This is a genomic window from Microbacterium sp. ProA8, from assembly GCF_039905635.1.
In the GTDB taxonomy this organism is placed as follows: Bacteria; Actinomycetota; Actinomycetes; order Actinomycetales; family Microbacteriaceae; genus Microbacterium; species Microbacterium chionoecetis.
Map to the genome: position 1 here is coordinate 680,513 of NZ_CP157000.1, position 12,644 is coordinate 693,156.

Here is a 12,644-nt window from a genome sequence, read left to right on the forward strand (position 1 = left end):
GGGATGGATGCCGGGGCCTCAGGTCTCACCAGTCGTGCACGGTGCCGTCGACCAGCCTCGCCGCAGGCAGGAACGCGGGTTCGTAGCTGAAGCGCTCGGCGGCGGCGTCGTCGTAGTCGACGCCCAGACCCGGGGCGTCGCCCGGGTGCAGGAAGCCGTCCGCGAAGCGGTACGACGTGCGGAAGACCTCGTGGGTGAGCTCGTGGTGCGCCATGTGCTCCTGGATGCCGAAGTTGTGGATCGCGAGACCCACATGCAGGGCGGCCGACATCCCCACCGGCGAGATGTCGGTGGGACCGTGGCTTCCCGACTTGATCTGGTACTGCCCGGCGAAGTCGAACAGCCGCTTCAGGTGCGTGATGCCGCCCGTGTGGGTGACCGAGGCGCGGACGTAGTCGATGAGCTGCTCCTGGATGAGGGTCCGGAAGTCCCATACCGAGTTCAGCACCTCGCCGATCGCGAGTGGCGTCGTCGTGTGCCGGCGCACGAGCCGGAGCGACTCCTGGTTCTCGGCGGGGGTGCAGTCCTCCAGCCAGAACAGGTCGTACGGCTCGAGCGCCCGCCCGAGCCGCGCCGCCTCGATGGGAGTGAGGCGATGGTGGACGTCGTGCAGGAGCATCACCTCGGGTCCGAACTCAGCGCGTGCCCATTCGAAGAGCTCGGGGGCGTATCGCAGGTAGCGACGCGAGTCCCACCCCTCCTCGATGTGGAGCCCCGCGCGCTTCGCCGGCTCGTAGGTGTAGCGACCGCCGCTCGCGCGTGCGGAGGCGATGCCGTACCCGCCGCCCATCCCGGGCACCGCGACCTGGAGCCGGATCGCGCGGTACCCCTCGTCGAGGCGTGCGCGGACGGAGTCGCCGAGGTCCTCCAGGTCGGCGCCCGACGCGTGGGCGTAGGCGAGGCACCCGTCGCGGGACGCTCCGCCCAGCAGTTGGTGGACCGGCATGCCCGCGAGCCTGCCCTTGATGTCCCACAGCGCCATGTCGACCGCGGCGACGGCACTCATCGTGATCGGCCCGCGGCGCCAGTACGCGGAGCGGTAGAGGAACTGCCAGGTGTCTTCGATGCGGTGCGCGTCCCGCCCGATGAGGAGCGGCACGACGTGATCGCGCAGGTACGACGCGACGGCGAGCTCGCGGCCGTTGAGCGTGGCGTCGCCGAGGCCCACCACGCCGTCGTCGGTGGTGATGCGAAGGGTGACGAAGTTGCGCGACGGACTGGTGACCAGCACTTCCGCCGATCGGATGCGCGCGACCGCCGTCATGCGAGCGACCCGGACTCCGCGACGGCAGCCGCACCGGGTGCCGTCCGGGCCGCGCCGGCCCGTCGCGGCGCGGGATAGCTCTCACGGGGCAGGGTGTAGGCCAGCTCGACCGCCGCCTCGATCGCCTCATCGAGGTCGAGCCTGTGCTCGGCGACGAGCCGGGCGAGATGCCCGGCGTCGATGCGGCGCGACAGGTCGTGCCGGGCGGGGATGGAGCAGAACGCGCGGGTGTCGTCGACGAATCCGCTCGTGTTGCGCAGGCCCGCCGTGTCTCCGATCGCCTCACGGAAACGCCGCATGGCGTCGGGCGTGTCGAGGAACCACCATGGCGCGCCCAGGCGCAGCGCGGGGTAGACGCCGGCGAGCGGGGCGAGCTCGCGCGAGTAGACCGTCTCGTCGACGGTGAAGACGATGAGCCGGAAATCCTCGTGGTGGCCGAACGCCTCGAGCACGGGGCGCAGCGCGTGCGTGAACTCGGCGGCGACCGGGACGTCGTAGCCGATGTCGTGCCCGAAGCGCTCCGCGATGCCGCGGTCGTGGTCGCGCATGACACCGGGGTGCAGCTGCATCACCAGGCCGTCCTCGGTGGCCATCTCGGCCATCCGGAACAGCATGTGGCCGGTGAACGCGGACGCGGATGCGAGATCGATTCCGCCGTCTCGTGCCGCGGCGAACAGCCTGCGCGCCACAGCGGGTTCCAGCGGCGCCATGAGAGCGGAGCGGTGACCGTGATCGGAGGCTCGTGCCCCCGCGTCCGCGAACGCCCGCCGCCGGGCGCGGAGGGCGGCGAGGTAGCCGTCGTAGTCGTGCGCGTCGATCCCGGCGCTCTCGCTGAGGGCGTCGAGCTGCCGGGTCCAGTCGCCTCGCCCGGGCTCCAGGAGCGGATCGGGGCGGAACGTGGGGATGACCCGGCCTCCCCACCCGTCCGCCGCCAGCCGCCCGTGGGCGGCGAGGTCGGAGGTGGCCGGATCGGTCGTCGCGAGCAGCTCGATGCCGAAGCGCTCGAACAGCGCGCGCGGGCGGTACTCGGGCCGGCTGAGACGGTCCGCGATGTGGTCGTAGAGGGCATCCGCCGTCTCGGGCGAGGGGCGCTGCGGCGCTTCGAAGACCTCGGCGAGTACCTGCTCGAGCCAGAAGCGGGTGGGCGTACCGCGCAGCGCGGGCCAGCCGGCGCAGAATCGCCGCCAGATCGCGCGCGGGTCGGTCTCGACCGCGGCGCCGCGTGACGCGCCCGCGCCGAGGTCGGCGACCGAGCGCACCCCCGATTCCCGCACCGGACCGGGCGCGGTGGACTGGGAGACCAGCATGCGCACCAAGTAGTGGTCGGGGGTGACCAGCAGCGACGACGGGTCCGAGAAAGCCTCGTCGTCGGCGAGCATGTCGACATCGACGTGACCGTGCATAGAGACGATGGGAAGCGCCGCAGTCCGAGCCAGGATGCGGCGGGCCAGGGCCCGTACGCCGGGGTCTGCCGGCAGGGCGCGATCAGGATGCAGCGGCTGCTGCGCAGTGGGGGCGTCGTCGCCGCCGTGGACCGGCATAGGGGGGCTCCTCGGGAATGTAAACGTTATTATCCTAGTGTCCATCGCGCATTCCGTCACGGTGGTTGGGATGATGGAGCCCTGAACCGCGAGTGAGGTGTCCGTTCGACATGGTGACCGTCCATGACGTCGCAGCGCGATCGGGCGTCTCGATCGCCACCGTGTCGCGCACCCTCCGTGAGCCGCATCGGGTCTCCGACGACACCCGCGATCGCGTCCTCGCCGCGATCGACGAGCTGGGCTACCGGCCCAATCGCGCCGCGGCGAGTCTGCGCCGCGGCCGCACCGGGGTCATCGCGCTCGTCGTCCCCGACATCGAGAACCCGTACTTCTCGTCGATGACCAAGGGCGCCCAGGCCATGTCGCGCGAGCGCGGGTACGGCCTGGTCGTGGTGGACACGACCGAGCGCGCCGACGTCGAAGACGAGGAGATCCGTGCGCTGCGCTCGCAGATCGACGGGCTCATCCTCGCTTCGTCGCGGCTGGCGGACGAACGGCTGGCCGAGGTGGTCGCCGAGAACACGTGCGTCCTCATCAACCGCGATCTCGGCGACGACGGGCCGGACATCCCCTCCGTCACCATCGACGAGTCCGCGGCAGGTCGCGCCGCGATCGACCACCTCTACGGGCTGGGTCACCGCCGGGTCGTCTACGTCGGCGGGCCGGCGACGTCGTGGTCGCAGGCCCGGCGGTCGCGCGGGATCGCGGAAGCGGCGGCTGCGCTGCCCGACCTCACTCTGGTCGAGCTTCCCGATTCCACGCCGACGTCGGCGGGGGGCCGGGCGGTCGCAGCCCGCGCGCTGCAGACCGGCGCGACCGCGGTGATCGCCTACAACGACCTCGTCGCACTCGGAATGCTGGCGCAATGGTCCGAATCGGGAGTGCGCGTGCCCGACCAGATCAGCCTCATGGGATTCGACAACACCTTCGTGACGGACCTGGCCTCGCCGCCCCTCACGAGCGTCGGTGCCGACTTGCGCGAACTCGGGGATGCAGCGGTCGAACTGCTCCTCGAGCGCATCGACGCGCGCGGGGCGGCCCCCGAGGGCGACATCCACCGCTCGCTTCACCCGCGGCTCGCCATCCGCTCTTCCACTGCGCCGCCCCCGGCCTGAGCCACCGCGCCTGCGGGCGCAGGGGTCGGCGCCGTCGCAGGGCCACCCTCGCCAGGAGGCGCGTCGACGGCATCGGGCTGCGCTCCCGCCGCGACAGGGCCATCGGAGCCCACCGCCCGGGCCACCGCCTCGTCGATCCGACGCTGCACGCGCGCGGACGATCGCCGGCGCAGGCGCAGGATCAGCACGACCGCAGCGGAGACGACGGCGAGCAGGGCGATCTGCGACCACGGCACCGTCCAGACGGTGAACGACGTCGTCGAGGCGGCGACCGTCCCCGCGGGCACGTCCTCGCCGACCACCTCAGGCGCCACCTGCACTTCGCCGTGGCCGAGAAGAAGGGGCCAGACGTCGAACGTCGAGGAGGCCTGCACGGCGTCGCCGGGGAGGATCTCGCGGATCGTCGACGCGTGCGACGCGGGTGCGATGCCGAACGGTCCCGCGATCGTGGTGGTGGACGTCGCGCCGAGGCGGACGTTGCCGGAATTGCCGAGGGTGTAGTCGACGCGGACCGTGCCGGGTGAGAACGGGTTCCACGACGGCTCGTAGGCGACCGAGACGGCATCGACGGCCAGTGCGGTCACGACCGGGCCGTCGACCCGCAGATGCACGCGCACGCCGACGCGGCTCGCCATCTCGACGCCGGAGCCCTCGGCGGGCACGAACTGCGCCACGAGCCCGGCCGGGTGATCGCCCGGAGAGGCGTCCGTGGGCACGGCGATCCGCAGCGGGATGACCACGGTCTCGTCGGCGGGAACCTCGATCGTCATGGTCTCGCCCGCAGTGGGATCCTCGTCGCCGACGGCGCCGATGTCGATCCACGCGCCGCCGTCGACAGGATGCTCGCCGGGAGGCAGCAGGTCGAAGCTGCCGTCGGGCGTGACGATCCCGTCGCTCGCGTAGACCGCGAACGTCGCGGGGTGCGGGCTGAAGTTGGTGAGGGCCACCTGGTCGTCGGCCGTCTCGCCGGGCCCGATCACGTGGCGCAGAGAGACGCGGTCGTCGGTTCCGCCGTCGCCGTCCGTGCCGGCAGGGGAGAGCGACCAGGTCGTGCCGGGAGCGGTGTCATCGGCCAAGGCGCCGGAGGGCGCGGCGAGGATGAGGCCGACGAGGATCGCCGCGCCGGCACGGGGGAGCAGATGGGGGACATTCATCGCGGACTCCGATGTGTGGGCGGGGATGCGTCGATGGGCGACGCGGGAAGGGGCGCGGCCGACCGAGGGCGGCCGGCCGCGCCGATGTGGGTGCGTGCGTCAGTCCTCGGGGAAGAGGGTGACGGTCAGCACGCCTGTGTACCTGCCGGGTGGGGTGTCCACCGGCACCTCGAGGGCGAGGCCCGCGCTCAGGTCCGTCGAGCCGAACCGGCCTTCGGGCGACGCCCCCGCGAGCCGACTGGGGCCCGCCAGCCCCGTGCCGCCGTCGAGTATCGTCGGCACCGGGGCACCCGCGGTCACCCCCGTACGAGGGGTGAGCACCTCGGGCGACCACCCGAGATGGCCCGCATCCAGCACTGCTCCGCCCGCGTCGAAGTCGCTCGACTGGCCCGAGACCGACCAGCCGCCGTCTCCCGCCTGCTCGGCGTTGCGCGAATCGGTGACAGTCACGACGGGAAGCTCCCCCTCGAACCGGATCCGGTCACCGGCGTTCGCGCCCGCTTCGAGCACGACCCCCTCGCCGAAGTCGGCCACCGTCATCGACAGCGAACCGGGCTCACCGGGCTCGGCCACGGTCGCCTCGAGCGGGATTCCCTCCCCCTCCGGCTGCCGCGGCTCGACGACGAGCGTCACCAGCGACCGAGCAGGCAGCTCGAGGTCCGTCTTGCCGTCGGCGGTTGTGGCGATGCCCTCCGTCTCGACCAGCTGGTGGGTCTGGTCGTTCAGGTAGGCCGTGGGCTGGCTGTCGATGTCGATGTCGGTCGAGATCGGCAGAGTGCCGTTGTTCAGCAGCTGCACGACCCGCGTGCCGTCGGCGTTGTCGAACGCCGCCACCTTGAGGTCCGCAATGGCGTGCACCGCATCGAAACGCGCCGCCTCGGGGCGGATGAACCGGCTGAACGCGGCCATGCCGTAGAGGCGCGCACCCACGGTGTAGGTGTCGTTCTCGACGTCCACGACCATGAGCGACCCGGATCCGCCCTGGCTCACGCCGAGCCACCACAGGTAGCCGGTCGCGTTCGCACGGGTCAGGGTGTCCATCAGGTGATCCACCATCCGGATGCCGTCCGAGCCGGCGCCGGGGCTGCCGTCCCAGTTCGCGTTGAACTGCGTGAGGCCGGCCACTGAGGCGGCCCACTCCGACATCCAGAGCGGCTTCTCGGTCTCGAAGGTGGTGTCCGAGCGGCTGGCGTAGGAGTGAGCGGTGAGCACATCGACCCACTGCGCCGCCTCGGCATCCTCCTGGATCGCGCTGTGGTAGTTCTTGCCCTGATTCCAGCCGAACGACTCGCAGCACAGCAGGTCGTAGCCGGCCGCGTCGAAGACCGGTCCCGCCGTCTTGGTGAACTCGACCGCCTGCGCCGGAGTCAGCCGCATGGCCTCGTAGGTCGCGGTGTAGTCGGGCTCGTTCGCGAACGCGAGTCCGTCGATCTCGACGCCCTCCTGCTTGTAGAAGTCCGCCCAGGCGACGAGATAGTCGGCGTAGGCGTCCGTCCAGTCCCCGCTCTCGCAGGCTGCGCCGCTCAGACCGCACAACGTCCCGCCGCTCGTGGGCGAGTTGTTCGTCTTCATGTAGCCGGGCGCGGTCCAGGCGTTGCCGTAGATGTACTCGACGCCGGCGGCCTCGGCCTCCTGGGCGAACCAGACCTGGCCGTTGTCGTAGCCGTCCCACTGATAGTTCGGCTGGGCATCCGGGCCGCCCGGGTCGGTGGGCTGGATCGACTGCATCACGTCGTACGTGTTGATCGACTGCCCGCCGATGCCCAGCCGGAGGATGGACGGGTCGACGCCCGTGTCGCCGAGCAGGAGCTCGACGGCTTCGGCCTTCTTCTCGTCCGAGAGCATGTTGAGGCGGTGGGTGCGCTGGAAGGCGGCGGAGTAGCCGAAGCCGTCGATGGTCTGCTGCACACTTTCGGGCTGCAGGTCGATCTCCGTCGCGTCATCGGCTGTGGCAATGGTGGGAACAGCCAGCGCCGATCCCGTCAGTGCCACAGCGGCAACTAACGACATTGTCTTCTTCACAGTTCTCCTTCGAAACTGTCGGCGTGTAATGTAAACGTTAACTTAGCCATGCGATGGAGCGAGCGTCAACGACTTTTATCCCTTTGATCAGGCACTGAACGCGCGGACCGCGGTACGAGCTGCGGAGACTCTCCCGCTCGCTCCAGCGCCCGTTTCGCGAGGGAGAATCGACGGTGGGTTCGTCTCGATCGAGCGAACTGTGAAGGCGCAGACATGAAACTTTCGGACCCCGCCGCGCTCGAGAGGACCACGGCCGACGAGGTCGAGCGCTCCGTGCCGGCCGACGTTGCCACTGCCGACTCCGACATCGTCGAGACGCTCGTCGCGCGCATGTCGCTCGACGAGGAGCTGGCGCAGCTGTACGGCGTGTGGGTGGGGGCCTCGGACGAAGGCAACGACGTCGCGCCCCACCAGCACGACGTCGAGGATCCCGTCGACCTCGACGCGCTGCTTCCGTCGGGCCTCGGTCAGCTGACCAGGCCGTTCGGCACCAAGCCGGTCGACGCCGGCGTCGGCGCACTGTCGCTGATGCGCACGCAGGAACGGCTGCGCGCGGCATCCCGCTTCGGCATTCCTGCCCTGGCGCACGAGGAGTGTCTCGCAGGCTTCGCCGCCTGGGGGGCGACGGCCTACCCCGTACCGCTGAGCTGGGGGGCGACCTTCGACCCCGACCTCGTCCAGCGGATGGCCCGCCACATCGGCGACGACATGCGCTCCGTCGGAGTGCATCAGGGTCTCGCCCCCGTGCTCGACGTGGTCCGCGACGCGCGGTGGGGCCGGGTCGAGGAGACGATCGGTGAAGACCCGCACCTGGTGGCGACGATCGCGACCGCCTACGTGACCGGTCTCGAGTCCGCCGGCATCGTCGCGACCCTCAAGCACTTCGTCGGCTACTCGGCCTCGAAGGGCGGCCGCAACCTGGCGCCCGTGTCGGTCGGTGCGCGCGAGCTGCAGGACGTGCTGCTTCCGCCCTTCGAGATGGCGGTGCGAGACAGCGGCGTGCGCAGCGTCATGAACTCCTACGCCGACATCGACGGCGTGCCGACCGCCGCGGACAGGTCTCTGCTCACCGACCTGCTGCGGGACGAGTGGGGTTTCGAGGGGACGGTGGTCGCCGACTACTTCTCCATCGCCTTCCTCAGGCTCCTCCACGGGGTGGCGGATTCGTGGGCGGATGCCGCGGGCGCCGCGCTGGAGGCGGGCATCGATGTCGAGCTGCCGACCGTGAAGACCTTCGGCGAGCCGCTGCGACGCGCCGTCGAGGAGGGCGTCGTCGACCCGGCGCTCATCGATCGAGCCCTGCGCCGGGTGCTGCGTCAGAAGCAGCAGCTCGGACTCCTCGACGAGGCCTGGTCGGCCGTTCCGGACGCGCTCGCGGGGGCGGACCTGTCGTCACCCGAAGCGGTGCGCGGCATCGTCGACCTTGATCCGCCCCGCAACCGCGCGCTCGCGGCCCGACTTGCGGAGGAGGCGATCGTGCTCCTCCGCAACGACGGCACGCTGCCGCTCGCCCGGCCCGCGACGATCGCGGTCATCGGCCCCAACGCCGACGATCCCTACGCGATGCTCGGGTGCTATTCGTTCCCGACGCACGTCGTGACGCAGCATCCGGGAACCGACATGGGCATCCGCATCCCGACCCTCCTCGACGCGCTGCGCGAGGAGTTCCCGGGGGCGCGGATCATCCACGAGCGGGGCACGTCCGTCGACGGGGGCGAACGCGACAGCTTCGACGCCGCGATCGCCGCCGCCCGCGAAGCCGACGTCGCCGTGCTGGCGCTCGGCGACCGCGCCGGCCTCTTCGGGCGCGGGACGAGCGGCGAGGGATGCGACGCGCCGTCGCTGGACCTGCCCGGCGCGCAGCAGCAGCTGATCGACGCGGTGCTCGACACCGGGACCCCGGCCGTCGCCGTGCTGCTGGCCGGCCGCCCGTACGCGCTCGGACGCGCCGCGGGAGACGCCGCGGGCGTGATCGAGGCGTTCTTCGCGGGCGAAGAGGGCGCGGCGGCGATCGCCGGCGTGCTGAGCGGCCGCGTCAACCCGAGCGGGCGGCTGCCCGTCAGCGTGCCGTCGTCGCCTGGCAGCCAGCCCACGACATACCTCGCGGCCAAGCTGGCGCGCCGTACCGACGTCTCGAACATCGACCCGACGGCGGCATTCCCCTTCGGCCACGGGCTGTCGTACACGTCCTTCGCGTGGTCGCCGCTCGTCGGCGACGCCGTCGAGATCGCGACCGACGGCGAGCTGACCGTCGGCCTGCGCGTGACGAACGAGGGGGAGCGCGCCGGCGCCGATGTGGTGCAGCTGTACCTCCACGACCCGGTCGCGTCGGTGGCCCGGCCGCTGCAGAAGCTGATCGCGTACGCCCGGGTGTCTCTCGAGCCGGGTGAGGCCGTGGACGTCCGGTTACGGGTGCACGCCGACCTCACCGCGTACACCGGTGCGGCGGGGGAGCGCGTCGTCGACGCCGGCCGGATCGTGCTCTCGGCAGGCAGATCCAGCGGGGATCTCGTCTCGGCGCACGCCGTGGTGCTCGCGGGGCCCGAACGGCGGGTGGATCACCGCCGTCGGCTGCGGGCGGGGATCGAGGTCTCGCGGGTCGTCGGCGAGGCGTGATGCCGCTGGACGGGGCATCCATTCTGGTATAGGTTGTCGACAGCAACATTTATCGCAAAGGAGCGTCATGCCCACGCAGTCCACCGGACCGACCCCGACTCGCGCCGACAAGTTCTCGTTCGGTCTGTGGACCGTCGGCTACAACGGCACCGATCCCTTCGGCGGCCCGACCCGTCCGCCGCTCGACGTCGTGCACGCTGTCGAGAAGCTCGCCGAGCTCGGCGCCTACGGTCTCACCTTCCACGACGACGATCTGTTCGCCTTCGGCTCGACCGACGCCGAGCGCCAGAAGCAGATCGACCGCCTCAAGGGCGCCCTCGCCGACACCGGCCTCATCGTGCCGATGGTGACGACCAACCTGTTCTCGGCCCCCGTCTTCAAGGACGGCGGCTTCACCGCCAACGACCGCGACGTGCGCCGCTACGCGCTGCGCAAGGTCTTCCGCCAGCTCGACCTCGGTGCCGAGCTCGGCGCCAAGACCTTCGTCATGTGGGGCGGCCGCGAGGGCGCCGAGTACGACGCCGCCAAGGACATCCGCCAGGCGCTGGAGCGCTACCGCGAGGCCGTGAACCTGCTCGGCGACTACGTCACCGACAAGGGGTACGACATCCGCTTCGCCATCGAGCCGAAGCCCAACGAGCCCCGCGGCGACATCCTGCTGCCGACGCTCGGTCACGCGATCGCGTTCATCGACTCGCTCGAGCGTCCCGAGCTCTTCGGCCTCAACCCCGAGGTCGGCCACGAGCAGATGGCGGGCCTCAACTTCGCCGCCGGCATCGCCCAGGCGCTGTTCCACGGCAAGCTCTTCCACATCGACCTCAACGGCCAGCGCGGCATCAAGTACGACCAGGACCTCGTCTTCGGTCACGGCGACCTGCACAACGCGTTCGCGCTCGTCGACCTGCTCGAGAACGGCGGCCCCGGCGGTGTGCCCGCGTACGACGGTCCGCGCCACTTCGACTACAAGCCCTCGCGCACCGAGGACGAGACCGGCGTGTGGGACTCGGCCGCCGCGAACATGCGCACGTACCTGCTGCTCAAGGAGCGTGCCGCGGCCTTCCGCGCCGACCCCGAGGTGCAGGAGGCCCTCGAGGCGGCCAAGGTGTTCGAGCTGTCGACCCCGACGCTCAACCCCGGCGAGTCCTACGACGACTTCCTCGCCGACCGCTCGGCCTTCGAGGACTTCGACACCGACGCCTACCTCGGCGGCAAGGGCGGCGGCTTCGTCCGCCTCCAGCAACTCGCGACCGAGCACCTGCTCGGCGCCCGCGGCTGACCCGCGAACGGATGCTGTGGCCGACCGCGCGTCGGCCACAGCATCCGTCTTCCCGCCCGCCGGTTGAGCGTGTCCCACTTTCTGTCGGATACAGCGCCCCTACCGGCACAATTCGGGACATGAAGGACGGAACCCGGGACATGAAGGAAGGGCGGGCGCGATGACGCTGGTCATGGGCGTCGACTCGTCGACGCAGTCGTGCAAAGTGCTGGTGACGGATGCCGCGACCGGCAGTGTCGTGCGGCAGGGGCGTGCATCGCACCCGGACGGCACGTCGGTCGACCCCGAGGCGTGGTGGACGGCGCTGCAGGCGGCGATCGCCGACGCCGGCGGCCTCGACGACGTGAGCGCGTGGGCGATCGGCGGGCAGCAGCACGGCATGGTCGCACTGGATGCCGAGGGGCGGGTGATCCGCGATGCGCTGCTGTGGAACGACACCCGCTCGGCGCAGGCGGCCGTCGACCTCACGGCCGAGTTCGGCGCCGACGAGCTCGCGCGGCGGACGGGACTCGTGCCCGTGGCATCCTTCACCATCACGAAGCTCCGCTGGCTGCGCGATCACGAACCCGAGAACGCCGCTCGCGTGGCCGCCGTCGCCCTGCCGCACGACTGGCTGACGTGGCGACTGCGCGGCTTCGGCCCCGACGGCGCATCACCGCGCGGACCGGTGCTCGACGAGCTCGTCACCGACCGCTCGGACGCCTCGGGCACCGGGTACTGGAATCCCCAGACCGGCGGCTACGACCGTGAGCTGCTCGCCGCGGCGCTCGGTCACGATGCGGCGCTGCCGCGTGTGCTCGGACCCGAGGAATGGGTGACGGATGCCGCGGGCCGCCGTGTCGGCGGCGGTGCCGGCGACAACGCGGGCGCGGCCCTCGGGCTCGGTGCCGGTCCCGGAGACGTCGTGGTGTCGATCGGCACGAGTGGGACCGTCTTCGCGGTGAGCGAGGAGCGCACCATCGATCCGTCCGGCACGGTCGCCGGGTTCGCGGACTGCACGGGACGTTTCCTGCCGCTCGTCGCGACGCTCAACGCCGCGCGCGTCCTCGACGCGATCGCCCGCGTGCTCGGTGTCGACCACGCCGAACTCTCCCGGCTCGCCCTCGCGGCCCAGCCGGGCGCGTCGGGACTGCAGCTGGTGCCGTACTTCGAAGGTGAGCGGACGCCGAACCTGCCCGACGCCACGGCGTCGCTCACCGGCATGACGCTCGCCTCGACGACGCGTGAGAACCTCGCCCGCGCGGCCGTGGAGGGCATGCTGTCCGGGCTCGCCGCCGGCCTCGCCGCGCTGCGCGGGCTGGGCGTTCCGCTGGAGCGGGCTCTGCTCATCGGCGGTGGCGCGCAGTCCGAGGCGGTGCGCGAGATCGCGCCGCTGGTGCTGGGACTGCCGGTCGAGGTGCCCGAGCCCGGGGAGTACGTGGCGCTCGGCGCCGCGCGGCAGGCGGCATCCGTCCTCTCGGCCTGATCTCGTCGACCGAGCGGGGCCTCCGCGGCAGGCACCCCGTGCCCGCTGTCCGTGCCCTCGCCCACCCGGCCGGCCGTCCGTCCGTCGAGGATTCAGGAGAACCGCGGGAGCTGAGCGGGCGTGCGGGCCCCTGGACGGCGTGTCTCCTGAATCCTCGACGCAGCGAGGCGCGGGCGTCGCCGGTCTCCACC

The 12,644-nt window shown here is 71.4% G+C and carries 8 protein-coding genes; 4 read left to right on the plus strand and 4 right to left on the minus strand.

The annotated features are described in order from the left end of the window. Window positions 1-25 precede the first annotated feature (25 nt). Complete coding sequence (gene manD, locus ABG085_RS02995; protein WP_347977963.1) at window positions 26-1,264, minus strand: D-mannonate dehydratase ManD; 1,239 nt, start codon at window positions 1,262-1,264, stop codon at window positions 26-28. Continuing rightward, window positions 1,261-2,805: a glucuronate isomerase gene (uxaC, locus tag ABG085_RS03000; protein ID WP_347977964.1), complete on the minus strand. Its 1,545-nt coding sequence runs from the start codon at window positions 2,803-2,805 to the stop codon at window positions 1,261-1,263. Before uxaC ends, manD begins: the two co-directional genes overlap by 4 nt. A 110-nt stretch (window positions 2,806-2,915) precedes the next feature. On the opposite strand from uxaC, the gene ABG085_RS03005 reads away from it, so the two are divergent. Beyond that, window positions 2,916-3,920 (plus strand): LacI family DNA-binding transcriptional regulator, encoded by a 1,005-nt coding sequence (locus tag ABG085_RS03005; protein WP_347977965.1) that lies wholly within the window; start codon window positions 2,916-2,918, stop codon window positions 3,918-3,920. Here ABG085_RS03005 and ABG085_RS03010 read toward each other — a convergent pair. Next, on the minus strand, window positions 3,872-5,074 hold the full coding sequence (locus ABG085_RS03010; protein WP_347977966.1) for a hypothetical protein: 1,203 nt from the start codon (window positions 5,072-5,074) through the stop codon (window positions 3,872-3,874). The genes ABG085_RS03005 and ABG085_RS03010 overlap by 49 nt on opposite strands. Before the next feature lie 99 nt (window positions 5,075-5,173). Beyond that, on the minus strand, window positions 5,174-7,066 hold the full coding sequence (locus ABG085_RS03015; protein WP_347977967.1) for a glycoside hydrolase: 1,893 nt from the start codon (window positions 7,064-7,066) through the stop codon (window positions 5,174-5,176). Between the two features lie 243 nt (window positions 7,067-7,309). On the opposite strand from ABG085_RS03015, the gene ABG085_RS03020 reads away from it, so the two are divergent. The 3 genes from ABG085_RS03020 (at window position 7,310) to xylB (ending at window position 12,453) form a co-directional block, all read left to right on the plus strand. Continuing rightward, complete coding sequence (locus ABG085_RS03020) at window positions 7,310-9,712, plus strand: glycoside hydrolase family 3 N-terminal domain-containing protein (protein ID WP_347977968.1); 2,403 nt, start codon at window positions 7,310-7,312, stop codon at window positions 9,710-9,712. A 67-nt stretch (window positions 9,713-9,779) separates the two neighbouring features. Continuing rightward, window positions 9,780-10,988, plus strand: a complete 1,209-nt coding sequence (gene xylA, locus ABG085_RS03025) for a xylose isomerase (RefSeq protein ID WP_347977969.1) — start codon at window positions 9,780-9,782, stop codon at window positions 10,986-10,988. A 160-nt stretch (window positions 10,989-11,148) separates the two neighbouring features. After that, window positions 11,149-12,453 (plus strand): xylulokinase, encoded by a 1,305-nt coding sequence (gene xylB, locus ABG085_RS03030; protein ID WP_347977970.1) that lies wholly within the window; start codon window positions 11,149-11,151, stop codon window positions 12,451-12,453. Window positions 12,454-12,644: the final 191 nt, after the last annotated feature.